This window comes from Streptomyces sp. NPDC012637 (assembly GCF_042954805.1).
Taxonomy (GTDB): domain Bacteria; phylum Actinomycetota; class Actinomycetes; order Streptomycetales; family Streptomycetaceae; genus Streptomyces.
In genome coordinates this window covers 1,302,283-1,327,423 of sequence record NZ_JBIBDS010000001.1, presented here as the reverse complement: position 1 = coordinate 1,327,423, position 25,141 = coordinate 1,302,283, and the positions used below count along the sequence as shown (strand labels likewise).

General features: G+C 72.2%; 19 protein-coding genes. 10 read left to right on the top strand and 9 right to left on the bottom strand.

Annotation, left to right across the window (positions count from 1 at the left end; genetic code table 11):
- The 3 genes from ACFY8W_RS06000 to ACFY8W_RS05990 form a co-directional block, all read right to left on the bottom strand.
- A complete protein-coding gene (locus tag ACFY8W_RS06000) occupies window positions 1–1,491 on the bottom strand; it encodes an ATP-binding protein (RefSeq protein WP_391100765.1) in 1,491 nt (496 codons plus the stop codon).
- 421 nt (window positions 1,492–1,912) lie between these two features.
- A complete protein-coding gene (locus ACFY8W_RS05995) occupies window positions 1,913–5,287 on the bottom strand; it encodes a pyruvate carboxylase (protein ID WP_391100763.1) in 3,375 nt (1,124 codons plus the stop codon).
- A gap of 320 nt (window positions 5,288–5,607) precedes the next feature.
- A complete protein-coding gene (locus tag ACFY8W_RS05990) occupies window positions 5,608–8,718 on the bottom strand; it encodes an ABC transporter substrate-binding protein (protein ID WP_391100760.1) in 3,111 nt (1,036 codons plus the stop codon).
- A 551-nt stretch (window positions 8,719–9,269) separates the two neighbouring features.
- Between ACFY8W_RS05990 and ACFY8W_RS05985 the strand changes: the two genes are divergently transcribed.
- The 10 genes from ACFY8W_RS05985 (at window position 9,270) to ACFY8W_RS05940 (ending at window position 18,906) form a co-directional block, all read left to right on the top strand.
- Window positions 9,270–10,685, top strand: a complete 1,416-nt coding sequence (locus ACFY8W_RS05985; protein WP_391100758.1) for a family 2B encapsulin nanocompartment shell protein — start codon at window positions 9,270–9,272, stop codon at window positions 10,683–10,685.
- 89 nt (window positions 10,686–10,774) lie between these two features.
- A complete protein-coding gene (locus tag ACFY8W_RS05980; RefSeq protein WP_391100756.1) occupies window positions 10,775–12,064 on the top strand; it encodes a family 2 encapsulin nanocompartment cargo protein terpene cyclase in 1,290 nt (429 codons plus the stop codon).
- A 17-nt stretch (window positions 12,065–12,081) separates the two neighbouring features.
- A complete protein-coding gene (locus tag ACFY8W_RS05975) occupies window positions 12,082–12,966 on the top strand; it encodes a geranyl diphosphate 2-C-methyltransferase (RefSeq protein WP_391100754.1) in 885 nt (294 codons plus the stop codon).
- A 512-nt stretch (window positions 12,967–13,478) separates the two neighbouring features.
- On the top strand, window positions 13,479–15,197 hold the full coding sequence (locus ACFY8W_RS05970; RefSeq protein WP_391100753.1) for an RNase A-like domain-containing protein: 1,719 nt from the start codon (window positions 13,479–13,481) through the stop codon (window positions 15,195–15,197).
- A 10-nt stretch (window positions 15,198–15,207) separates the two neighbouring features.
- Window positions 15,208–15,867: a hypothetical protein gene (locus tag ACFY8W_RS05965; protein ID WP_391100751.1), complete on the top strand. Its 660-nt coding sequence runs from the start codon at window positions 15,208–15,210 to the stop codon at window positions 15,865–15,867.
- A 35-nt stretch (window positions 15,868–15,902) separates the two neighbouring features.
- Complete coding sequence (locus tag ACFY8W_RS05960) at window positions 15,903–16,316, top strand: WXG100 family type VII secretion target (RefSeq protein ID WP_391100750.1); 414 nt, start codon at window positions 15,903–15,905, stop codon at window positions 16,314–16,316.
- A 102-nt stretch (window positions 16,317–16,418) separates the two neighbouring features.
- Window positions 16,419–16,721, top strand: a complete 303-nt coding sequence (locus ACFY8W_RS05955) for a WXG100 family type VII secretion target (protein WP_391100748.1) — start codon at window positions 16,419–16,421, stop codon at window positions 16,719–16,721.
- 25 nt (window positions 16,722–16,746) lie between these two features.
- The gene (locus ACFY8W_RS05950; RefSeq protein WP_391101741.1) at window positions 16,747–17,088 is read left to right on the top strand and encodes an RNase A-like domain-containing protein; all 342 of its coding nucleotides are present in this window, start codon (window positions 16,747–16,749) and stop codon (window positions 17,086–17,088) included.
- An 8-nt stretch (window positions 17,089–17,096) separates the two neighbouring features.
- Window positions 17,097–17,735, top strand: a complete 639-nt coding sequence (locus tag ACFY8W_RS05945; protein WP_391100746.1) for a contact-dependent growth inhibition system immunity protein — start codon at window positions 17,097–17,099, stop codon at window positions 17,733–17,735.
- Between the two features lie 118 nt (window positions 17,736–17,853).
- A complete protein-coding gene (locus tag ACFY8W_RS05940) occupies window positions 17,854–18,906 on the top strand; it encodes a Ku protein (RefSeq protein WP_391100744.1) in 1,053 nt (350 codons plus the stop codon).
- 33 nt (window positions 18,907–18,939) lie between these two features.
- On the opposite strand, the gene ACFY8W_RS05935 is transcribed toward ACFY8W_RS05940, so the two are convergent.
- The 6 genes from ACFY8W_RS05935 to ACFY8W_RS05910 form a co-directional block, all read right to left on the bottom strand.
- Window positions 18,940–19,323 (bottom strand): hypothetical protein, encoded by a 384-nt coding sequence (locus tag ACFY8W_RS05935; protein WP_391100743.1) that lies wholly within the window; start codon window positions 19,321–19,323, stop codon window positions 18,940–18,942.
- A gap of 13 nt (window positions 19,324–19,336) precedes the next feature.
- Window positions 19,337–20,260: a non-homologous end-joining DNA ligase gene (ligD, locus tag ACFY8W_RS05930; protein ID WP_391100741.1), complete on the bottom strand. Its 924-nt coding sequence runs from the start codon at window positions 20,258–20,260 to the stop codon at window positions 19,337–19,339.
- Window positions 20,257–20,919 (bottom strand): DNA polymerase ligase N-terminal domain-containing protein, encoded by a 663-nt coding sequence (locus ACFY8W_RS05925; protein ID WP_391100739.1) that lies wholly within the window; start codon window positions 20,917–20,919, stop codon window positions 20,257–20,259. Before ACFY8W_RS05925 ends, ligD begins: the two co-directional genes overlap by 4 nt.
- Before the next feature lie 205 nt (window positions 20,920–21,124).
- Window positions 21,125–23,641 (bottom strand): AAA family ATPase, encoded by a 2,517-nt coding sequence (locus tag ACFY8W_RS05920; RefSeq protein ID WP_391100736.1) that lies wholly within the window; start codon window positions 23,639–23,641, stop codon window positions 21,125–21,127.
- A 364-nt stretch (window positions 23,642–24,005) separates the two neighbouring features.
- The gene (locus ACFY8W_RS05915; RefSeq protein ID WP_391100734.1) at window positions 24,006–24,467 is read right to left on the bottom strand and encodes a GreA/GreB family elongation factor; all 462 of its coding nucleotides are present in this window, start codon (window positions 24,465–24,467) and stop codon (window positions 24,006–24,008) included.
- Between the two features lie 136 nt (window positions 24,468–24,603).
- The gene (locus ACFY8W_RS05910) at window positions 24,604–25,137 is read right to left on the bottom strand and encodes a carboxymuconolactone decarboxylase family protein (protein ID WP_391100732.1); all 534 of its coding nucleotides are present in this window, start codon (window positions 25,135–25,137) and stop codon (window positions 24,604–24,606) included.
- Window positions 25,138–25,141 lie beyond the last annotated feature (4 nt).

The window sequence follows — 25,141 nt, the reverse complement described above, 5'->3', positions numbered from 1 at the left end:
TTAGTCGACCTCATCAGACGGCTCGCTGTGTGGAGTGGGGGATTCGGCGCCCGATCGCCTCGTGCCGTTGAACGCCTCCCACATCAGACCCGGCTGGCGGGCCGGCAGAGAGGTGCCGGTGGCGGAGGGCTCGGGGCCCGTACGGACGATCGGCGGCGGGACGGGCGACTCCCGGCGCCGGCGGGGGAGCCCGTTCACGGTCTTCTCGGCCGCGACGAAGGGCGACGGGCCTTCGGACAGGGGTTCGGCGACGGGCTCGGCCGCGGGTGGGGCCACGGGCCGGGCCGCTGGCCGGGCCGCGGGCGGGGGGAGCGGACGGTTCGGGCCGCCCATGCGCTTGCGGACGGGCTCCGGGATTTTCACGACGGGCCCCTCCATCGTGGTGATCAGGCGTCTGGGCACCAGGACGACGGCGCGCACGCCTCCGTACGCCGAGGTGCGGAGGTCGACGTCGCAGCCGTGCTCACGGGCCAGTCGGGCCACGACCGGCAGGCCGAGCTGGGTCACCTCGCCGAGGCCGGCCAGGAAGATGCCGGTCGTCGACTGGGTCATGACGCGTGCGATGCGCTGCCGGACCTCTTCGGTGAGTCCGACGCCGCGGTCCTCGATCTCGATCGCGATGCCGGAGGGCACCTCGCTCGCGCTCACCTCCACCGGTGTGTGCGGGGGCGAGAACGACGTGGCGTTGTCCAGGAGTTCGGCGAGCAGGTGCATCAGCGGTTCGGCTCCGGGACCGATCACCGCCACCTGCGTGACCGACTGCAGCTTCACGCGGGGGAAGTCGACGATGCGTGACATGGCACCGCGCAGCACGTCGTACAGCGGAATGGCCTTCGACCACTGGCGCCCGGGCCGGGCGTCGCCCATGACCGCGATGCTGGCCGCGAGGCGGCCGATGAGCGCGTTGCGGTGGTCGACCTTCTGCAGGTCGCGGGAGAGCAGGAGGTCCGTGCCGTGGACGATCTGCATGGTGTGGAGGTCCTTGCCGAGCTGGTGCACGATCGCCTGGACCCGGCGTGCGACGGCCACGAGTGCCCGCTGGGAGGAGTCCCGTGTGCTCTCCTCGGCCTCCACGGCCTCGAGAAGCGTCCGCAGGGCGCCTCGCAGCGCCTTGGTGAACTCGTCGTCGAGGTGTTCCCCGAAGGAGACGGAGTACAGGATGTCCGAGGTGGCGTCGCCCTTGCGCAGCCGGGCGACGGCCGCGGGGAGGAGCTTCTCGGCCATCCACGTGGTGGCGGTGCGCTGGTCGGCCAGGCGCCCGAGCAGCGCGGCCTCGCGCTGGGCGGCCGCTTCCCGGGCCTCGGCGGACGCCCGTGCGTGACGGGCCGCCTCCGCCGCTCGTGACAGGCGCACCGTCACCATCGAGCTGACGACGGTGAGGGACACCGCGGCGAGGCCGCACCAGGCGATCGTGGGCCGTATCTGCGCGGGGGAGAGGGCCAGCCCTATGACGAGGACGCCGGCCAGGAGCCCCGGCGGGACGAGCCACACCGGAGCTGTCGCACGGGGCCGGGCTCTGGAAGTTGAACCTGCGCGAACCATCAAGGGCGTCCCTAAACAGTCGGGAATACGAGCTGACCGAAGTGATGCGAAGTGATGCGACGCGCCGTCAGGAAGGAACAGCGACGTCGCTCGGCCGCGCACACGTGCTCGAATGGCAGCGTCCATCACTCGCAGTGAGCGCGCCGCAACACATGTGGGGAGCATAGTCAGTTCGGGTTTGGCGTGTGACCTCGATGAAGGGAAGGCGCCCATCGGTCAAACGGCGTCATTAGGCGGCCGGAATTCGCTCGAAAAATGACATCAAGCGATCGAATTGATCGCTGCTTATCGTTAATAGCGAACCTGAGGGAACGACAGTGCGGCCGGGACACCTGGAGAGGTGTCCCGGCCGCCGGTCTCGCGCGAGGTCTCAGGCGATCTCTACGAGGAGGTCGCCGCCTTCCACCTGCTGGATGCGGGCGATGGCCAGGCGGGAGACCCGGCCGCTCCTCGGCGCGGTGATCGCGGCCTCCATCTTCATCGCCTCGATCGTGGCCACCGTCGCACCGGCCTCGACCTCGTCGCCCTCGGCGACGGCCAGCGTGACCACGCCGGCGAACGGTGCCGCGACGTGCCCCGGGTCGGACCTGTCGGCCTTCTCGGTCACCGGCAGGTCGGCGGCCGCGGCCTTGTCGCGCACCTGGGTCGGGCGCAGTTGGCCGTTCAGGGTGGACAGCACGGTCCGCATGCCCCGCTCGTCGGCCTCGCCGACCGCCTCCAGCTCGATGAGCAGCCGCACGCCGGGGCCGAAGTCGACGGCGTACTCCTTCCCGGGCTGCAGCCCGTAGAAGAAGTCCTTGCTGTCGAGCACGCTGGTGTCGCCGAACGCCTGGCGGTGGGCCTCGAACGCCTGCGTCGGCCCGGGGAAGAGCAGGCGGTTCAGCGTCGCCCGGCGGTCCTTCTCCAGGCCCGCCCGGTCCTCCGCGGTCAGCTCCCGCATCGGCTTGGGCCCGGCCCGGCCCTCCAGGGCCTTGCTGCGGAACGGCTCCGGCCAGCCGCCCGGCGGCGTGCCCAGCTCGCCGTGCAGGAAGCCCACGACCGAGTCGGGGATGTCGAAGCGGTTCGGCGCCGCCTCGAAGTCCTCGGGCGCCACCCCGGCGCCCACGAGGTGCAGCGCGAGGTCGCCCACCACCTTCGACGACGGCGTGACCTTCACCAGCCGGCCCAGCATCCGGTCCGCGGCCGCGTACGTCGCCTCGACGTCCTCGAAGCGGTCGCCGAGGCCGAGCGCGACCGCCTGGGTGCGCAGGTTGGAGAGCTGGCCGCCGGGGATCTCGTGGTGGTACACGCGCCCGGTCGGGGAGTCCAGACCCGCCTCGAAGGGTGCGTAGATCCTGCGGACGCTCTCCCAGTACGGCTCCAGGTCGCCGACCGCCTGCAGATCGAGGCCGGTGGGCCGGTCGGAGTGGTCGGTCGCGGCGACGATCGCCGACAGCGAGGGCTGCGACGTCGTGCCGGCCATGGACGCCACCGCGCCGTCCACCGCGTCCGCCCCGGCCTGGATCGCCGCGAGGTACGTGGCGAGCTGGCCGCCTGCGGTGTCGTGGGTGTGCAGGTGCACCGGCAGGTCGAACTCCCTGCGCAGCGCGGAGACCAGCCTGGCCGCGGCGGGGGCGCGCAGCAGACCGGCCATGTCCTTGACCGCGAGCACGTGGGCGCCGGCGTCGACGATCTTCTCGGCGAGCCGCAGGTAGTAGTCCAGCGTGTACAGCTTCTCGGCGGGGTCGGAGAGGTCGGACGTGTAGCACAGCGCGACCTCGGCGACCGCCGTCCCCGTCTCCCGTACGGCGTCGATCGCGGGCCGCATCCGGTCCACGTCGTTGAGCGCGTCGAAGATCCGGAAGATGTCGATCCCGGTGGCGGCGGCCTCCTGTACGAAGGCGTCGGTCACCTCGGTCGGGTACGGGGTGTAGCCCACGGTGTTGCGGCCCCGCAGCAGCATCTGCAGGCAGATGTTCGGCACCGCGTCGCGCAGCGCCGCCAGGCGCTCCCACGGGTCCTCCGCGAGGAAGCGCAGCGCCACGTCGTAGGTGGCGCCGCCCCAGCACTCGAGGGACAGCAGCTGCGGCATGGTGTGCGCCACCGCCGGGGCCACGGCGAGCAGGTCCTTGGTGCGGACCCGGGTGGCGAGCAGCGACTGGTGGGCGTCGCGGAAGGTGGTGTCGGTGACGCCGATGGTCGGCGACTCGCGCAGGCTCCGCGCGAAGCCCTCGGGGCCGAGCGCGGTGAGCCGCTGCCGGGAGCCGGCGGGCGGCTCGCCGGCGGGCAGCGCCGGCAGCTTGGTGACCGGGGAGACCAGTTCGGGCCGCGGGCCGTGCGGCTTGTTCACGGTGACGTCGGCGAGATAGGTGAGCAGCTTCGTGCCGCGGTCGGCCGAGTGGCGCGCGGTCAGCAGGTGCGGCCGCCGCTCGATGAAGGCCGTCGTGACCTGCCCGGCCTGGAAGTCCGGGTCGTCGAGCACGGCCTGCAGGAACGGGATGTTGGTGGACACGCCCCGGATGCGGAACTCGGCCACCGCGCGCCGGGCACGGCCGACGGCGGCCTTGAAGTCCCGGCCCCGGCAGGTCAGCTTGACCAGCATCGAGTCGAAGTGGGCGCTGACCTCCGTACCGGCGTGGGTGGTGCCGCCGTCCAGCCGGATGCCCGAGCCGCCCGGAGAGCGGTAGGCGCTGATCATGCCGGTGTCCGGGCGGAAGCCGTTGGCCGGGTCCTCGGTGGTGATCCGGCACTGCAGCGCGGCGCCGCGCAGCACGACGGACTCCTGCGCCAGGCCGAGGTCGGCGAGGGTCTCCCCCGAGGCGATGCGCAGCTGCGACTGCACCAGGTCGATGTCGGTGACCTCCTCGGTCACCGTGTGCTCGACCTGGATGCGCGGATTCATCTCGATGAAGACGTGGTTGCCCTCGGGGTCGAGGAGGAACTCCACGGTGCCCGCGTTGCGGTAGCCGATCTCGCGGGCGAACCGTACGGCGTCGTCGCAGATGCGCTGCCGTACCGCCGGGTCGAGGTTCGGGGCCGGCGCCAGCTCGATCACCTTCTGGTGGCGGCGCTGCACCGAGCAGTCCCGCTCGAACAGGTGGATGACGTTCCCCTCGCCGTCGGCGAGGATCTGCACCTCGATGTGCCGGGGGTCGACGACGGCCTTCTCCAGGAAGACGGTGGCGTCGCCGAACGCGGACTCGGCCTCGCGGGCCGCCGCCTCGATGGCCTCGCGCAGGGCCGCCGGCTCCTCGACCCGCCGCATCCCGCGCCCGCCGCCGCCGGCGACCGCCTTGACGAACACCGGGAAGCCGATGTCCTCGGCGGCCGCGACCAGTTCGTCCACGTCGGTGGACGGCGCCGAGGAACCGAGCACCGGCACCCCGGCCGCGCGGGCGGCGGCCACCGCACGCGCCTTGTTGCCGGTCAGCTCCAGGGTCTGCACGGACGGGCCCACGAACGTGATGCCCGCCTCCTCGCACGCGCGCGCCAGCTCCGGGTTCTCGGACAGGAATCCGTACCCCGGGTAGACCGCGTCGGCACCCGCCAGACGGGCCGCCCGGATGATCTCCTCCACCGAGAGGTAGGCGCGCACCGGGTGCCCGGGCTCGCCGATCTCGTACGCCTCGTCGGCCTTCAGCCGGTGCAGCGAGTTGCGGTCCTCGTGGGGGAAGACGGCGACCGTGCGCGCGCCCAGTTCGTAGCCGGCGCGGAACGCGCGAATCGCGATCTCGCCGCGGTTGGCCACCAACACCTTGCGGAACATTTCTGATCCCTTCGCCCGGCTCGTTTCGGCAACGCTAAGGGCTGCCCGGTGACGTTCTGAAGGCACCCGAGCAGTGACATGGATCATCGCGCCCGGGTGGACGAGCGGCTGCGTCATCGGGATTTCATCGGCCGTCCCCAGCGTGTCCGCGTGCGGACCGACGCCCGGACCGGTCGGACTGGCGGAGGTCGCCGACAAGGCGGTGCCGAGGGCGTCGGGCATAACATCCGGAACCATCCGGAACCATCCGGAGTGACACGGAGGCCACGGAGGTGCCGCTCGGTGCCGGAGCCGGCTCAGGTGCCGGCTCCGGGTGCGGCTCAGGAGCCGGTGACGCCCAGGGACTGGATGTCGACCATGCCGTAGGCCTCGCTGACGTACACGTTGGTGAGCCGGGGATTGCGGTAGTTGAGGGACTTCACGGCGGACGCCGGCAGGTAGTAGGCGCCGTCGGTGAGCCTGTGGTTGATCTGGCGGTAGAGCTCGGTGGCCCGCGTGCCGTCCTTCTCGGCCCTGGCCTGGTCGAACAGGGCGTTGATCGCCGGGTCGTCGACCTGGGCGTAGTTGGTGTTGCTGCTCGGCAGGATCTGACGTCCGTCGGCCAGCGGCTGCAGGAAGCCCGAGCCGTGCGGGAAGTCGGCGACCCAGTTGGTCGAGATCAGGCCGTAGCCCTTGTTCTTCACCTGGCTGGGAGAGCCGGCGGTCTCGAAGAACTTCGAGATCTCCAGCTTCTCGATCTCCAGGGTGATGCCCACCTTCCCGAGGGCGGCCTTGAGCGCCTCGGCGGCCGCGACGTCCTTCGGCCTGGACTCGCGCACGGCGATCCTGGTGGTGAATCCGTTCGGCCGTCCGCAGGCAGCGAGCTCCTCCTTCGCCTTCGCCGGCCGGGGCTTCCCCGTCGTCAGGCCGAAGGGGTCGTAGGCGTCGCTGCCGGGGACGGTCGGCGGCAGCATGTTGCCGTAGCGGGTGCCGGCGACCGGACCGCCGTGGGCGGTCTCCAGCGCGGTGGTGTCGGCCGCGTACAGGACGGCCTTGCGGCAGTGCTCGTCGTCGAACGGAGCCGTCTTGGAGACGAGCGCGTACGCCCGGAGGTAGCCGGAGTACGGGGCGTCGGCATGGGCCTTCAGCTTCTGGTCCCGGAGCACCTTGACGGAGGAGGCCTGGGTCAGCCCGGCCTGCGAGGCGTCGAGGTCGACGCTGCCGTCGACGAGCCGCCGGGCCACCTGCTCCGGATCGGAGGAGACGTTCAGCTCGATCCGGTCCGGCAGTGCCTTCCGCAGTGGGTCGGTCGCCGGGCTCCAGTTCGTGTTGCGCACCAGGACGAGCGACGTGCCGGGCTTGTACGAGTCGAACCTGTAGGGCCCCGACGAGACCGGCTTCGTCCCGTAGCGGCTGCCGGTGTCCTTGGTCTTGGGCACGGGCACGGTGGCACCCGTGGCCAGCAGGTGCGGGAAGCGCGAGTCCGGTGCGGCGAGGCGGAAGACGAGGGTGCGTTCGTCCGGTGTCCCGACCGACTTCAGACCGGTGCCGCCGTCCTTGTACGGGCCCAGGTAGTTCTGCCCCTGGTCGAGGAGCTCCGTCATGTAGAGGGGACCACCGGAGAGGACGTCCTGCGCGAAGACGCGCTCGATCGCGTACTTGACGTCCTGGGAGGTGATCGGAGTGCCGTCCTCGAACGTCACCCCGGTCCTGAGCCTGACGGTGTACGTCCTTCCGTCCGGGGAGACCTCGGGCCGGGCCTCGGCCAGGTCGGGGACGAGTTCGAGGCCCTGCTTGCCGGGCTTCGTGTCGTAGGTGAGCAGCGTCCGGCTGTAGAGGCGCTGCATGTTCCAGACCCACCCGTAGTAGGAGCGGGCCGGGTCCCAGGAGTCGGCGTCGACGCCGCTGGCGAGGCGCAGGGTGCCGCCCTTCCGGGCCGAGGCGTTGACCACCTTGCCGACCGCGGCGTCGAAGCCGCCGGAGGCGGTTCCTCCGGAGGGCGAGCCCGAGCCGCCGCCCGTGGCCGCGGTGTTCCCGCCCTTGTCCTTGTCCTTGCCCAGATTGACGACGAGGGCGGTGACGCCGCCGCCGGTGACCAGTGCCGCCGCGACGGCGATCGCCACGATACGGCGGGTCCGCGCGCGTCCGCCCGGACGGGCGCCGGCGGGGCGGGACGGTGACGTCGCGGGAGAGCCGGACGTCCAGGTGGAGACGAGGACCGGATCGCCGCCGGGCCGCTGCGGCGCCGTCGTGCCGGCCACCGGTCCGGACGTCGGTGCCGGTGTGGGAGGCGGCGTCGGCGGGAGGGGCGGGGGCGGCACAGGCGCGGGCGGCGTGGCCGGGGGAGCGGTGGCCGGGGTGGCCGTGGCGGGGTCCGGCGCCGGGGCGGGGGCCGGATCCGGTGCCGGCGCGGGCTTCTTGATCAGGGCGTCCCGCGGGTCCGGAGGCGTCGGCGCCGGTCCGGCACCGTCCTCCTTGCCCGAACCGGAGGTGCGCGGGTCCGGCGCGGGGGCCGGATCCGGCGACGGATCCGCTGACGGTGCCGCCGGGGATTCGGGGCCCGTCGGGCGGGTGAGGGCCAGGGCCACCGCGTCCGGCAGCCAGTCGGTTTCCTTGGGCAGCCCGCCGCCGTACGTGTGGCCGCCGGTCTCGCCGAGCAACCGGGCGAACTCGGCGAGGAGTTCGGGAACGGTGGGCCGCTGCTCGGGATCCTTCGCCAGGCACCGGCCGACGAAGTCGGTGTCGGTGGGCAGGCCTTGGAGAGCGGGAGGCTCGTACACGGCGCGGAAGTTCACCGAGTGCGGAGAGCCGCTGCCGAACGGTGCCGCACCGGTCCCCGCGTAGGCCAGCACCGCCCCGAGGGAGAACACGTCGCTAGCCGCCCCGACCTGACGTCCGGTCACCTGCTCCGGGGACATGAAACCGGGAGTGCCGATCACCATGCCCGTCCGGGTGAGGACGCTCGCCTCCGCGACGATGGAGATGCCGAAGTCGATGACGCGGGGACCGTCGGCGGCGAGGAGCACGTTCGACGGCTTCAGGTCCCGGTGGACGAGCCCCGTGCCGTGGATGGCTTCCAGGGCCTCGACCAGGCCGGCCCCCAGGACGAGCAGCGGGCGCCGGGGCCAGGCGCCGTGGGCGCGGACCGCCGCGTCGAGCGGCATGCCGGGCACGTACGCGGTGGCGAGCCAGGCGGGGGAGCCCTCGGGGTCGGCGTCGACGACGGCCGCGGTGAAGAATCCCGTCACTCGGCGGGCCGCCTCCACCTCCCGGGCGAAGCGGCGCCGGAAGTCGGGGTCCTCCGCGAGTTCGGCGCGCACCACCTTCACGGCGACCATCCGGCCGCTGGTGGAGCGTCCCAGGTACACCCGGCCCATGCCGCCCGCGCCGAGGCGCGCGAGGATCCGGTAGCGCCCCACCTGCCGCGGGTCTGCGGCGCCCAGCTCTTCCAACGTCCCCCCAGCCGGTGATCCCACGTCCGGGGACCGTCCGTCGACGATTACATCAGACGCCGTCGCCCCTCCGGCCGCCCTCTTCTCCATCCATCGGGCCGCCCGCCGGGCGCCCGTTCGTGTGGACTCCTGTTCGACCCCGGGTGGCCGCACCCGCCTGCCGCGGGTCCGTCGGCGCGGGCGCGCGGGCGGTGTGGCTGAAACGTCTCGCCTCCGGCGTGCGGGGCCGCCCGTTCGGCGGACGCCGTCGTGCGCCGTCGCGCACCCGTCTCCCGGGTCATGACCTGAGGGATCGTCAAAGTGGATTTCCGCTAACGGAGTTGCGCAGGGGCGCAAAGCCGGAAGCGCGCGCCCCCGCGGGCTCTCCCCGGGTGGCTCGAATGTCGTCGTCGGCCCGGATAAACCCCGCGTCGAACAAGATCACTGCTTCGAGGTAATGCCCCCGTTCCAGCTGGGCGGACGCCGTCCTCAGGCCGCTACTGTTCCCACGGATCTGGACGGATTCCCAGAGATTGTGTCGGTTTTTCCTCTTTTCAAGGAGCGCTCGTCCCATGACCGTTGAGACCGGCCCGGACACGGAGCTGGAGCCGTCGCGGCCGCAGTCCAGCCTCAGCACCGCGGCTGCCCGTAACCTCGCCACCACGACCAAGTCCGCCCCGCAGATGCAGGAGATCACCTCCCGGTGGCTGCTGCGGATGCTGCCGTGGGTGGAGACGAAGGGCGGCGCCTACCGGGTCAACCGCCGGCTGACCTACACCGTCGGCGACGGTGTCATCGAGTTCGTCCAGGACGGTGCCGCCGTCCGGGTCATCCCCCGGGAACTCGGCGAACTCGCCCTGCTGCGCGACTTCGAGGACGAGGAGGTGCTCAGGGCCCTCGCCGACCGGTGCGTCCAGCGCGACTTCCGCGCCGGCGAGGTCATCGTCGAGCGCGGCACGCCCGCCGAGCAGATCCACCTGATCGCCCACGGCCGGATCGGCCAGACCTCGGTCGGCAAGTACGGAGACGAGGTCGCCGTAGCGGTCCTCGCCGACGGCGACCGGTTCGGCGAGAACGCCCTCCTGGACGCCGACGCCATGTGGGACTACACCGCCACCGCCGAGACGCCCGGCACCCTGCTCACCCTCTCCCGCGCCGACTTCGCCGCCGTGCAGTCCCAGGCGCCCGCGCTCGCGGAGCACATCCGGAACTTCAGCTCGCTGCCCGAGCAGCGGCAGAACAAGCACGGCGAGGCCGAGATCGCCATGTCGGCCGGCCACGTCGGCGAGGCCGAACTCCCCGGCGCCTTCGTGGACTACGAGCTCAAGCCGCGCGAGTACGAGCTCTCCGTCGCGCAGACCGTGCTGCGGGTCCACACCAGGGTCGCCGACCTCTACAACGGCCCGATGAACCAGACCGAGGAACAGCTCCGGCTCACGATCGAGGCGCTCCGCGAGCGCCAGGAGCACGAGCTGATCAACAACCGCGAGTTCGGTCTGCTCAACAACGCCGACTTCAAGCAGCGGATCCAGACCCACTCGGGCCCGCCCACCCCGGACGACCTCGACGAACTGCTCTGCCGCCGCCGCGGTACCAAGTTCCTCTTCGCCCACCCGAAGACGATCGCGGCGATCGGGCGCGAGTTCAACGCCCGCGGCCTCTACCCGGACCACGTCGACGTGGGCGGCCAGTCCGTCCCGGCCTGGCGCGGGGTACCGATCCTGCCCTGCAACAAGATCCCCATCAGCAAGGAGCAGACCAGCTCGATCCTCGCCATGCGCACCGGCGAGGACAACCAGGGCGTCATCGGTCTGCGCCAGACCGGCCTGCCCGAGGAGTACGAGCCGGGCCTGTCGGTGCGCTTCATGGGCATCAACGAGCAGGCGATCATCTCCTACCTGGTCACCACGTACTACTCCGCCGCCATCCTCGTGCCCGACGCGCTCGGCGTGCTGGAGAACGTGCAGATCGCCCGCAGGCGCGACTAGCGCCCGAGCGGCGAGGACTCGTCCGAGGGCCGCGCCGGGCCGGGCTTCCCTGGCCGGGACGGCCCCACCATCCCACCAAGGAGCCACGGATGCCCGATCCCGGGCCTTCCTCCCTGCCCCCGGGTCCGGCCGCGGCGCCAGCCCGTCCACCACTGCCCGGTCCGCCCTCCGCCCCGTTCGGTGCCGCGGGGACCGCGACCGTCGAAGCACCGCCCGCACCCGCCGTGCCCGCGGCCCCCGTCACGGACGGCGGCCTCGCCCCCGTACCGCCGGAGTCCGCACTGGAGCGCGTTCTGCGCGGCCCCAGCGGTCTGGGCACGACGGCGCTGTCCCTCGTCCCGAGGGCCGAGCCGCCGGCCGCACCGGCGGCGCCGCCCGCCGACGCGCCCACGGCCGTCCAGGGCACGCCCATCCCCGGTCTCTACCACCACCCGATCGCCGAGCCCGACCCGGCCCGGGTGGCGGAGGTCAGCCGCCGGATCAAGGAGTGGGCGGTCGACGAGGTCCAGGCGGTCCCGGCGGAGTGGGAGGACCAGTTCGACGGCTTCTCCGTCGGGCGCTACATGGTCGCCTGCCACCCGGACGCGCCGACGGTCGACCACCTGATGGCCGCCACGCGCCTGATGGTCGCGGAGAACGCGGTCGACGACGTCTACTGCGAGGACCACGGCGGCTCGCCCGTCGGGCTCGGCAGCCGTCTCCTCCTCGCGCACACGGCGCTCGACCCGGTGCACACCACGGAGGAGTACGCGCCGGCCTGGCGGGAGTCGCTCGGATCGGACGCCCCGCGACGGGCCTACCGCTCGGCGATGGACTACTTCTGCCGACTGGCCACGCCGTCCCAGGCCGACCGTTTCCGGCACGACATGGCACGGCTGCACATGGGGTACCTCGCCGAGGCGGCGTGGGCCGAGACCGACCACGTGCCGGAGGTGTGGGAGTACCTGGCGATGCGCCAGTTCAACAACTTCCGCCCCTGCCCGACCATCACCGACACCGTCGGCGGCTACGAGCTGCCGGCCGACCTGCACGCCCAGCCCGCCATGCAGCGGGTCATCGCGCTCGCCGGGAACGCGACCACCATCGTGAACGACCTGTACTCCTACACCAAGGAGCTCGACAGTCCCGGCACGCACCTCAACCTGCCCGTGGTGATCGCCGAGCGCGAGGGCCTCTCCGCCAAGGAGGGCTATCTGAAGGCGGTCGAGGTCCACAACGACCTCATGCACGCCTTCGAGGCCGCGGCCGCCGCCCTCGCGGCCACCTGCCCGGCCCCCGTCGTGCTGCGCTTCCTCCGCGGCGTGGCCGTGTGGGTCGACGGCAACCACTACTGGCACCAGACCAACACCTATCGATACAGCCTGCCCGACTTCTGGTAAGAAACGGACTTTTATCTGTGACCAGCACCGAGTTCACCACCGCCGAAGGCACCGCCACCTTCGTCCCTTCGCCCGCGACGCCCTACCAGGGCGACATCGCCCGCTACTGGAACAACGAGGCCAGGCCCGTGAACCTGCGTCTCGGCGATGTGGACGGGCTCTACCACCACCACTACGGCATCGGCGACATCGACCACGCGTCCCTCGGCGACCCCGAGGACAGCGAGTACGAGAAGAAGCTGATCGCCGAGCTGCACCGGCTGGAGTCGGCGCAGGCCGAGGTGCTCCTCGACCACCTCGGCACCATCAACCCCGACGACACCCTCATGGACGCGGGCTGCGGGCGCGGCGGTTCGATGGTGATGGCCCATCAGCGCTTCGGCTGCAAGGTGGAGGGCGTCACCCTCTCCGCCAAGCAGGCCGACTTCGCCAACCGGCGGGCCGGCGAGATCGGCATCGAGGACCACGTCCACGCCCGGGTGTGCAACATGCTCGCCACCCCGTTCGAGACCGGGCAGATGGCCGGCTCGTGGAACAACGAGTCCAGCATGTACGTCGACCTGCACGACCTCTTCGCCGAGCACTCCAGGGTCCTCGCGGTCGGCGGCCGCTACGTCACCATCACCGGCTGCTGGAACCCGCGCTACGGCCAGCCCTCGAAGTGGGTCTCCCAGATCAACGCGCATTTCGAGTGCAACATCCACTCCCGCCGCGAATACCTGCGCGCCATGGCCGACAACCGTCTGGTGCCCCAGGCCGTCGTGGACCTCACCGCCGCGACCCTGCCCTACTGGGAACTGCGCGCCACGTCCTCGCTGGTCACCGGGATCGAGGAGGCCTTCATCGAGTCGTACAAGGACGGCTCCTTCCAGTACCTCCTGATCGCGGCCGACCGCGTCTGACCGCCGCCCCACCGGCGGAAAGGAGCCGGGCCCGACCGATTTTCGGCCGGGTCCGGCTCCGTCGCACGCCAGATCCGGCCAACATCCTCTTTGCTTTTGGGATTTCGCCGGCTTCCTTGTTAGCTTCGGCCCCAGTCTGATACGGAGCCGGGGGGACTCATGGGACACATACGGGGCACAGCCACGCACGCGCGCTTCCGCGCGGCGTACGGAACGGGCGGCACGGCCGGGACCCGCCGGTGAGCACGCCCACGCCGAGCCCGACCGCCACCGCGTCGCCGAGTCCCAGCCCGAGCTCGAGTCCCAGCCCGAGCTCGAGTCCCAGCCCGAGCTCGAGTCCGAGTCCCCAGCCCACGACGACACCGACACCCGGCACCACGCACCTGCCGTCGCCGAGTCCGTCCTCGGGCACGCCCAGCCCCCAGCCGACGCCGTCGCCGAGCCCGAACGCGTCGCCGAGCCCGCCGCAGTCCGGCCCGCCGCCCCAGCTGCCTCCGGCGACCCCGCCCCCCGTGACCAACCCGTTCACGGGCCCCGGCGGCTTCGACGTTCAGCCGCTCCACCTCTACCAGGTGTCGAACGCCCTCGCCGTCGAGCAGCAGTCGTTCCACAAGGCGCTCACGCAGTTCCTCGACGTCCACGCCGGCTACTCCAAGGTCGGCGGCTCCGGCACCGTCACGGCCGAGTTCGCCACCCAGTACGCCGCGGTCCTCGCCCTCCTCCTGGAGGTCCACGCCAAGGCCGTGGTCGCCATCGGCGGCGCGGCGGTCGGCTTCACCACGACGGCCAACAACTTCCGGCAGGCCGACGCGGCCACCCACCCCCTCAACCTGCCCTTCACGCCGCAGGCGCCGCCGCAGGTCATCACCGCGCCGCCGGCGTACGCGGCCCCGCCGCCGTTCGGCGTCCGCGACGGCAACGCCGTCGACGAGTTCGCCGACATCTTCGACGACGGCGACATCCCCGGCTCCCTGATGCGCACCGTGATCGAGCAGGCCCTGCGCACCGGCCGCGCGCTGGAGATCCTGCCGCTCCCGAACTACCTGCGGGTGAACGAGCTCTCGCAGGCGTGGCTGCCGTACCAGACGGGCATCGGCACCATCCAGGGGCAGCTCAACGGCACCATCAACGCCATCACCGACCACTCCAACGGGGACTGGCACGGAGCGATGCTGCAGTTCGTGTCGTCGCTGTGGGGAACGACGGCCTGGGGCAAGAGCACGGTCGGCTACGAGTGGGGGCACAAGCCGCCGACCGGCGCGGGCACGAGCCTCCCGGTCTTCGGCGTCCTCAGCACCACGGCCCAGATGCTGGCCCAGGCCATCCGCTCCTACGCGGAGGCCGCCGAGAAGGTCCGCACCGAGCTGCGCGGGATCCTGTACAAGGCCATCAAGGACGCCTTGGCCCTCCTCGACCTGACCGACCCCAAGGACTTCTTCAAGAACTTCGGCGAGCGCCTCAAGAAGCTGTGGAAGGGCCTGGGCGCCGCGGTGATGGCGAGCATCGACACGGACGCCGTGAACAAGGCCGTCGACACCTACGAGGCCTCGCTGCGGACGCAGATCGACGTGGTGAAGAAGCTGCTGGAGCCGCTCCGGGAGGCCTCGCGCGCGGTGCCGACCTTCCAGTCGCAGTCGGCGCGGGCCGAGGCGTTCGGAGCGCGCTCGCTCTTCGAGTTCGACCGGTCGATCGTCCCGCTCAACGAGCAGTCGCGGGACCCGAACGCCCGGTTCGGCATCGACCTCGCGTCGATGGAGTGGGAGCGCAACGACTTCCAGCCCCCGCCCCCCGAGGCGCTGCGGCCCGGGAAGGAGGCCCACACGATCGACAAGCACATCGGGCTCACCCCCGAGCAGCTGATGCACCGGCTGCGCGACCAGGGCGGCGCCGACGCGTCGACGTTCCGCGACCTCTCGTCCGCCGAGCAGTACGTGCAGACCGCGGTGAACGACCCGGCGAGGAAGACCGAGCTGGAGACCTGGATGCGCAACCAGGAGCGGAAGGTCGCCGACGGCACCTTCAAGCCCGGATCCGTCAAGGCCTGGGACTTCCCCGTCACGGACACGAACGGGCAGCCGGTGGCCGTCGGCACCTCCGTGAGCCAGGCCGACTTCGCCGCGTCCGGCTACTCGGCCCAGGCCAAGAACGTCCACACGGTGCACGTGGTCCTCGCCTACTCGCCCGAGTCCAAGTCGTTCTACGTGCTCACCGCCTATCCGAAGGCCCCTTAACATGCGTCAGGTGACCGAACCCACCGACGCCGTCCTCACCAGCGGGGTACTGGCCCGCCTCGTCGATCTCGCCGTGACCTCGCGGAACCCGGGGGCCGCCCCGCTGGAGGACGAACTCCAGCGCTTCTCCCGGCTGATGCAGGACTCGCACGCGATCGCCTGGGTCATGCCCTTCGACGTGGTGGCCTCGCTCCTCGACGGACTGGCGGACGAGTACGGCACGGAGCGGTTCGGCACCCGGCCGGCCGTGTTCCGTGACCGGCTCGCCCGGGCGGCCGGCGACGAACCCGTCGACGCCTTCCTGCGTTCCCTGGCGGAACTCGTCCGCGACCCGTGGTTCGCCGACTGCCCGGGCTACGAGGAGCTGCCGCTCTCGCAGTGGGAGGCGCTCGCCCGCTTCGGCGTCGTCAACGAGTTCGCGTCCCAGCTGCCCACCGGTGAGTACGGCAGCGACCCGGAGGCGGAGGCACGTGAGCTGGTCGCCATGGACCACCCCGACTGCCACGGCAGGATCGCCGATCTCGCCGGCCAGCTCCAGCGCGTCCTGTACATGTTCCGCTCGCCCGCCGAGCTCGACGCGGCCTTCGCGCCCGTGATGCCGTCGGTGACGAGCGCCCGGCTGCGACTGCTCCTCGACGCCGTCCACGCCCACTTCGCCGAGCAGCACTGAACCACCACCCCATCGCCACGGAAGGAGCCGCCGCCATGGCCACCGAGCCGAACCTCGACGTGACGGACCAGGACCTGAAGCGTCTCGCGGACGACCTGGACGCCATGCGGACGCACATCGACGGGCAGGTGCGCCGGATGGACGCCATCGTCGACCGGGCCGAGGCGCGGTGGCGCAGCGAGGCGGCGACGGCGTACCGGAAGCTGCACCGGGAGGCCGGCGCGGACGCCGTGCGGGTCCGGGAGATCCTGGGGGTCCTGGCGAAGGCGGTGCGGATGAGCCGGGACGGGTTCACGCGCCAGGAGCTGGACATGCTGCGGCAGTTCCGGGCCGAGATGAAGAAGGTCGACATCGACGCCGAGGTGCGCGAGCTGTCCGGCGAGGGACCGGGCCGCGGCCCGGGCTCCGGCGGGGCAGCGGCGCCGACCAGCAAGATCAATGACATCTGACGCACGACCGCGTACCACGTGTGCGCGCACCACGCGTGCGCACACCGCACGTCCGCAGACCGCAGATCTGCACATCCGCACGTCCGTAAGGCAGGGGGAATCGTGAACGACGACGGCTCAATCTCCGTCGATCTGGTCGCGCTGCGCGAGATAGCCGGCGACCTCGAGGACATCGTCAAGAAGCTCAACGAGAAACTGGGCGCGCTGTACGACCGCACGGTGCCGGTCGTCCTGACCTGGCAGGGCGAGGCCCGCGAGGCCTTCGTGGACGAGCTCGACCGCTGGGACCGTCAGATGGAGGACCTGCAGGCCGCGCAGAAGTGGCTGCACGCCGTCGTCACCACCGGGCACGCCAACTACTCGGCCGCCCACCGGGCCATCCTGCGCGGCTGGGGCGGAGCCTGACATGACCGCTGACCCGACGCCTGACATGACGAAGCCGCCCGCGCCTTCCGTCCCGGCCCGCGCCGACCGTGCCGCGACCTTCCCCGACCGGGTGACCGCCCAGTGGGCCACCCAGCAGGTGATCGCCCTGAACGAGCAGGTCATCCACCGCTGGCTGGCCCAGTCCACCCGGCAGCGACTCGTGATCGAGGCCGCCTGGCCCTCGCGGCCCGATCCCGTGGGCACGCTGCTCACCACCGGAATGGCCCTCGTCGGCCAGGAGCCCATCCCGGTGCGCGCCGTGCGGGTCGTGCTCCGCCGGAACGGCTCCGCCGAGCCCGGCGCGTACCCGTTCACCGTGCACTCCTCCCTGCCCGTCGTCCTGTAGAGGCCCCCGTGTCCCTGAACCCCGCCGAGCACGACCGCAAGTACGGCGAGCTCGACCAGGTCGTCCGCGCCCACCTGGGCCTCGGCCCGCACGCCCCCGAGGCCGTGTCCGGATATCTGCGGCAGACCTGGCGCACCCGGCCCTGGGCGATCGCCGTCGCCGCCGAGCAGCTGCGCGTCTACGCGGACAATCCGCCGGGACGGCTGCGGCTGCGGCTCGGCGAGTACTACCGGCTGCCCGACGTGGGTCTGCCGCCCGAGGAGGTCCGTGACTGGCTCACGGGCCTGGCCGACCGGCTCGACGAGAGCCTGGCGAACGGCCAGGCGCCGCCGCCGGCGCCTCCCGCGACGCCGTGGGAATGGCGGGCCCGCTTCCCCGAGCTGGCGCAGCTGCTCGGCGGCTGGTTCTCGCAGGACATGCCGGAGGAGTTCGGCGACCACGAGGCGGCCCTCGCCGACTACCTGGAGGGCACCGACCCGGGGCTCGTCGCCCAGCTGACGGGGGAGCTGCACGACCTGCTGGCCCTTCCCCTCGAGGAGGACGAGTTCGCCCTGGCCCTGGCCGCCCTCGGCGCCGAGGTGGTGCCGCCGGCCTCCCTCACTCCCGGTGCCTGGCTCACGTCCCTCGCCGTGCGCCTGCGCGGCTAGGCCGTCTCCTCCGGATCGGGGACGTGAGCCAGGGCCTGCTCCCGGCCGTTTCCGCTCGGTCCCGGTGGGGCAGTCGCGGAGCAGCGGGGGCCGTACGGCTGCGGTGGTGGTGAGCGGGATGGCCAGACCGATATGGACCGGGGTGCTCAGCTTCGGGCTCGTCAGCATTCCCGTCGGGCTGTACACCGCAACCTCCGCGCACACGCTGCGTTTCCACCAGCTGCAGCGGGGGACCTCCGACCGGATCCGCAACCGGCGGGTGAACGAGCGGACCGGTGAGGAGGTCGAGCTCGACGACATCGTCAAGGGCTTCGACGCGGGCGACGCGTACGTCCTCGTCGAGCCCGACGAGCTGGACGAGATCGCGCCCGGGCGTTCGAAGGCGCTGGAGATCAACGGGTTCGTGGACCTGGACGCCATCGACCCGATCTTCTTCGACCGGACCTACTACCTCGGGCCGAAGAGCAAGGACTACGCGAAGGTCTACGCCCTGCTGGAGCGGGCCCTGGCGAAGAGCAACCGGGCCGGTGTCGCCACCTTCGTCATGCGCGGCCGCGAGTACCTGGTGGCCCTCAAGTCCGAGGAGGGCATCCTCACCCTCCACACACTGCACTGGGCCGACGAGATCCGGGACCCCCGCGAGGAGGTCCCCGACCTGCCGGGCTCGCGCGTCTCGGCCGGCGCGAAGGAGATGCGGATGGCCGAGCAGCTCATCGACACGCTCGCGATGGACTGGGATCCCGAGGAGTTCCACGACACCTACCGCGACAAGGTCGCCGACCTGATCAAGGCGAAGCAGGCCGGCGAGACCGTCGAGAAGGCCGAACCGGCGGCGGAGGCCACCAACGTGATCGACCTGACCGAGGCGCTGCGTGCGAGCGTCGAACGGGCCCGCGCCAAGGGAAAGCAGAGCAAGGGGAAGCAGAGCAAGGGCGAGCAGAGCAAGGGCGAGGAGAGGAAGCAGCGCACGGGCGAGCAGAGCAGGCAGGGCAAGGGCGGGAAGCAGGGCAGGACGGGGAGGCGGCAGGGGCGGAAGGAGTCCGGGCTCTCGGAGCTGACCAAGGCCGAGCTGTACGAGCGGGCCTCGGCCGCCGGGATCCCCGGCCGCTCGGGCATGAAGCGGGACGAGCTGATCAAAGCCCTGGAGCAGGCCGGCCGGCAGGCCGCCTAGACCCCTGGGGAGACCGGGTGCGCGTCTCGTCCGTCACGGCGTGTCGGACTCCTCGGTGGGCGGCTCCACGGCGTCCTCCGGAATGAGCCCGCGCAGCGCGCGTTCGGTCCGTTCGGGGTCGGGGACCGACACGGCCACCCGGGCGTAGGGGGAGGCCGGGCCCAGATCCATCTGCAGCGCCGGAGTCTCGGCCCGTACCGCGACGAAGTCCGTCCCGGCAGGGCCGCGCCGCTCGCCCGCGCAGCGACCCGGCAGCCAGACGCCACGGGCCGCCTCGCCGCGCAGCACGCGCCACCAGCTGTTCTCGACGCCGACGTCGCGCAGCGCCGAGACCGGCAGCCGGACCGTACGCCGCCGGGCGGCCAGGGCCTCGCGCAGTCCGAGCCGGACCACGATCTCGGTTTCTTCGACCGTCACGCGCGTCACGGCATCACCCTCCTCCGCCGAGCTCGGCGAGCCGCCGCCGCGCCGCCGCGGGGGACCGGCCGCGCGGCGCGTCGCTCCAGGGAGTGCGGGCGAGCATCTCCTCGGCGTCCCGAAGGGTCCAGCGGCGGGCCGTGAGGCCGGGTTCGTCGAGCTCCGCCCAGTCCAGCGGAGCCGCGACCGGGGCCCCTGGCCGGGCCCGTACGGCATAGGGGGCGACGGCGGTCTGGCCGTAGCCGTTGCGCTGGACGTCCAGGTAGAGCCGCCCGCGGCGGTCCTTCTTGCGCGCCGCGGTGGTCAGTTCGTCCGGGTGGCGGGCGGCGAGCAGTTCCGCGAGGTCGCGGGCGAAGGCCCGTACCTCGTCGAAGGTGTCGCGGCGCAGCAGCGGCACCACGACGTGCAGCCCGCGCGAGCCGGTCGTCATCGGCAGCGAGGGCAGTTCGAGGTCGTCGAGGAGCGCGTGCAGCCGACGGGCGGCCCGGAGCACGGAGCCGAAGTCGTCGCCCGGCGGGTCGAGGTCGAAGACCAGCCGGTCGGGGCGGTCGGGGCGGTCGGCGCGCGACAGCCAGCGGTGCGGGGTGACGCAGGCCTGGCCCGCCAGGTAGACGAGCGAGGCGGCGTCGTCGCAGAGGGCGTAGGTGACCGTGCCGTCCGCTTTGGGCAGCTCGGCGCGGGCCAGCCAGTCCGGGAAGTGCTCGGGGACGTCCTTCTGCATGAAGCCGGAGTCGTCGATGCCGTCGGGGTGGCGTTCCAGCATCAGCGGACGGCCGCGCAGCTGCGGCACCATCTGCCCGGCCACCCGCCGGTAGTAGTCGGCCAGGTCGGCCTTGGTCAGTCCGTCGGCCGGGAAGAGGACCTTGTCGGGCCGTGGCAGCTCGACCGTGCGCCGCCCGACCCGTACGGCGGACGCCGTGCCCCTCGCCGCGCTCATGACCCGTTCCCGTTCCCGTCGCCGTCGTCGGCGACCTGACGGAGGGTACGGCCGGTGCGGGCCGACCTGGCGCGGTGCGGGTCGGTGCCGCCCGCCGCCCGGGCCCGCCGGTCGGCGTGCTTGACGAGCAGCCACGCCTCGCGGCCCGCGCCGTCACCGCGGATCCGGGTCAGCGCGTAGCCGCCGTGGAGCTTCCGGCCGTCCAGCCAGAACGAGGCGTGCCCGCCGTCCAGGGCCTCGGCGAACGGGACCTCCCGGCCGCGCCGGTCCTCCGACAGGTTCCGGTAGGTGCCCTCGTCCCAGACGATGACGGTGCCGGCGCCGTACTCCCCGGGGGCGATCACGCCCTCGAACTCGCGGTACTCCAGCGGGTGGTCCTCCGTGGGCATGGCGAGACGCTTGTCCTGCGGATCGGTCGACGGGCCCTTGGGAACGGCCCAGGACCGCAGCACCCCGTCGACCTCCAGCCGGAAGTCGAAGTGCATCGCCGTCGCGTCGTGGATCTGGACCACGAACGAGGGCGGCTCGCCGGGTGCCGCGGCCGCGTCTCCGCCGCGCGGTTCGGCGGTCCGGGAGAAGTCCCGGCGACGGTGGTACTCGTTCAGCGCGTGCGTGGGACCCACGGTCTCCTCCTCACGGCGTGGGATCGGCCCCGTCATCCGGCGGCTACCCCGTCGGCGGGCACCTAGTCCGCCGACCGCCGGCTGCTCGGTCGACGGGCACCTAGTCCGCCGACCGCCGGCTGCTCGGTCGACGGGCACCTGTTCCCCCGTCCGCCGCCTGCTCCGTCGACCGGCACCGACTCCGGCTACTGCCGCGTCCTCCGTCAGCCGGCGCCTGCTCCGCCGTCCGCCGCCTGCTCCGTCAGCCGGCGGCCGCTCCGGACACCGCCCCGGAATCCTCGTTCCTGCGGATGGTGCAGTGCAGCGAGTCCCCGATCACGTCGGCGACGATCGTGTCCCCGGGTTCGGCCTCCCCGCCGAGCAGCAGCGAGGCGATCCGGTTGTCCAACTCGGTCTGGATGGTGCGGCGCAGCGGGCGGGCACCGAACTCGGGCTGGTAGCCGTGGGCGACGAGGAGCTTCTTCGCCGCCTCGGTGACCTCGAGCCTGAGGCCCTGGGCGCGGACCCGGTGCTCGCTGCGGTCGAGGAGGTGCTCGACGATCTGCGTCAGATCCTGCTCGGTGAGGCTGTGGAAGACGATGATGTCGTCGATGCGGTTGAGGAACTCCGGCAGGAACCGGCCCCGCAGGTCCTCCATCAGCACGTCCTTCAGCTCCGCCGCGTCGCCCTCGTGGGCGAGGATCCGGTGGGCGCCGATGTTGGACGTCATGATGACCACGCAGTGGCGGAAGTCCACCGTCCGGCCCTGACCGTCCGTCAGCCGGCCGTCGTCCAGGATCTGCAGCAGGGTGTTGAAGACGTCCGGGTGCGCCTTCTCCACCTCGTCGAACAGCACGACGCTGTACGGCTGCCTGCGCACCTTCTCGGTGAGCTGGCCGGCCTCCTCGTACCCCACGTATCCGGGAGGCGCGCCGACCAGCCGCGCGACGGTGTGCTTCTCCTGGAACTCGCTCATGTCGAAGCGGACCATGCGGTTCGCGTCGCCGAAGAGCAGCTCCGCGAGGGTCTTGGCGAGTTCGGTCTTGCCGACGCCCGTGGGGCCGAGGAAGAGGAAGGAGCCGACGGGGCGGTCGGGGTCGCCCATGCCCGCGCGATTGCGGCGGACCGCCTCGGACACCGCGGTGACCGCCTCGTCCTGGCCGACGATCCGGGCGTGCATCTCCTCCTCCAGCCTGAGGAGGCGCTCCTTCTCACTGGTGGTGAGCTGGGAGACGGGGATGCCGGTGCGGCGGGAGACGATGTCGGCGATGTCGGACGCGGTGACCGACACCACGCCCTCACGGCGCTCCTCGATGCCGGCCAGCTCGCCCTCCACCTCGGCGATCCGCTGCTTCAGCTCCGAGGCCTTCTCGAACTCCTCGCCCGCGACCGCCTGGTCCTTCTCGCGGCGCAGCCTGGCGAGCGTGTCCTCGCGGCTGACGACCTCGGTGGAGCGTCCGGCACTGCGCAGCCGGACCCGGGCGCCCGCCTGGTCCATGAGGTCGATCGCCTTGTCGGGCAGGAAGCGGTCGCTGATGTAGCGGTCGGACAGCTCGGCCGCCGCGGCGAGGGCGCCGTCGGCGAAGCGGACCTGGTGGTGGGCCTCGTACGCGTCCCGCAGTCCTTCGAGGATCTGCACGGTCTCCTCCACCGTCGGCTCGGGGATCAGGACCGGCTGGAAGCGGCGTTCGAGGGCGGCGTCCTTCTCGACGTGCTTGCGGTACTCGTCGATGGTGGTCGCGCCGACCACGTGCAGCTCACCGCGGGCGAGGGCGGGCTTGAGCATGTTGCCCGCGTCCATCGCGCCCTCGCCGGTCGCGCCCGCGCCGACGACGGTGTGCAGCTCGTCGATGAAGAGGATGATCTCGCCCTCGGCGCTCTGGACGTCCTCGATGACCTTCTTGAGGCGTTCCTCGAACTGGCCGCGGTACTGGGCTCCCGCCACCATGCCGGACAGGTCGAGCGAGACGACGCGCTTGTCCTTGAGGGTGTCGGGCACCTCGCCCGCCACGATCCGCTGGGCGAGGCCCTCGACGATGGCGGTCTTGCCCACTCCGGGCTCGCCGATGAGCACCGGGTTGTTCTTGGACCGCCGGGACAGGATCTCCACGGTCTGCTCGATCTCCTCGGCCCGGCCGACCACCGGGTCCAGCCTGCCCGCCTTCGCCTCCTCCGTGAGGTCCCGGCCGAACTCGTCCAGGGCGGTGGCCGGCTCCCGGGGCGCGGCGGGCGCGCTCTCCGGGCGCGAGGCCTGCTCGGCGAGGCCGCGCAGCTTCTGGACGTCCAGGTCCTCGGCGCGCAGGAAGCGGGTGGCGCCCGAGTCGGGGTCGCGGAGGAGGGCGCCGAGGATGTGTTCGGGGCCGATGTACGAGACGCCCGAGGCCTGGGCGTAGGCGTGGGCGGCGGCGAGCGTGCGCTTGGCCGCCGGCGTGAGCCCGGGTTCGGCGGACGGCTCGCGGGACTCGCGGGGAAGCACCTGGGCGATCTGTTCGGCCAGCTTCTCGGGGCTCACCCCGGCCTCCTCGAGGATCCGGCGGGACGGCTCCACCTGCGTCGCCGCCCACAGCAGGTGCTCGGTGTCGAGGTCCCTCGTGCCGTCGAGCACCGCCTTCCGTGCCGCCTGGTTGAGCAGTTCGTGCGAGGACTCGGTGAGGAGGCGTCCGATGGGCACGCGCTGGACGGCAGGGGGCGAGGACGCGGGCGACATACCGAAGAACCGGTTCAGCAGGTCGCTGAACGGATCGGAGGAACCGAAGGACGAACCGAACGCCATCGACATCTGAAGCTCCTGACGGGGTGGGGGTGACCCACCGCGCGCACTGTCCGGGGCGGGCACACCCACTCAAACCCGGCCGTTCCCGCCCCGCAAGCGGGATCCCGGGCCGGAGCGCGGCCTGCGACGGCGGGCCGTGGTGCCCCGCCCCACGCTGGGCGAAAACGCGCATATCAGGCCATGTATCACCGTGTGTCACGGCGCGCGCGGCGACGTGCTCGCTCGGCGGAAGGGTGAACGACGTGGGCACCTCCCAGGAAGACACGGGCCGGCGGCAGACCCGCGTGGGGCTCGGACCCGAGGGCAGCCGGAGTTCCGCCCGTACCGCCGCCCCGTGAACGGCTGCTCGCCTGCTCGGCCTCCGGTCGTTTCAGTCGCCGACGGAGACGACGACCGCGCTCATCGGGCCCCCGGGCGTCCGGTACGTGACGGTGTCGCCGGCGTGCCTGCCCAGCAGAGCGGAGCCCAGCGGGCTGTCCGAGGTCACCAGGGCCGGGTCGTCGGCGTCCGCGAGCTCGCCGACGTGGACGGTCGACTCGCCGCCGTCCTCGAACCGCACGGTGACCGTGCTGCCGACGCCCACCTCGACGGTGGACGGCGCGGACGCGGCGGCGCCCTCGCCCAGTCGTGCCTCGATCGCCGCGATCCGCCGGTCGAGCCGGGCGAGATCGTCGGCCCGCTGCAACTCGTCGGCCTCGTCGGCCCGGTCGCCGACCGGGTTCTCGTCCCGCAGGGTGGCGGCCACCGCCCCGCGTTCGGCCCGCAGCTCGGCGAGCTCCTGCCGGAGTGCCCGGAGGGCGTCGGCACTGATGGGCTCGGGACCGTCGGTCATACCTGCTCCCTGCTCGGTGTCGCCGGTGGGACGCGCGGCCGAAGGGCCGGCGTCTCCATTACCGCACCGCCCGTCACCCCCGGCAATCCGGTGCCGGGGGCCACGGGCCCGCCCGGACGCCCGGGGAGCCGTCCCGTCAGGCGTCCGCCTCGGCCGGTTCCGGCTGGATGCCGGCCAGCAGGTTGAAGGCGCCGGTCAGGAGGTTGAGGGTGACCACGCCGACCACCTCGGCGATGATCCGGTCGCTCCAGCCGTGCGCCCGCAGCTCCGCCACGTCCTCGTCGGCCAGCGTGCCCGGCTCGGCGAGGACGCGCAGGGCGACCGCGATGAGCGCCGCCTCGCGGGCGTCCGTCGAGGTGCCCTGGCGGGCCAGTCCGATGTCGTCGTCCGTCAGGCCCGCGGCGCGGGCCGCCGCCACATGGGCCTCGCGGCAGGTGCCGCAGCCGATCCATTCCTGCACGGCGAGCGAGATCTTCTCGCTCAGCGGCCGCGGGATCTTCACCCGCCTCATCGCCCGGGACAGGCTCAGATAGCCCTCCAGGACGGCCGGAGAGTGGGCCATCGTGGACACCATCTCGCCGGCCGAGCCGTGCCGCTCGACGATGTCGGCGAGCAGTTCACGCGCCTTGCCGGTCGCCTGCCCGGGTTCGAGCGCGGTCAGTCGTCGCACCTTG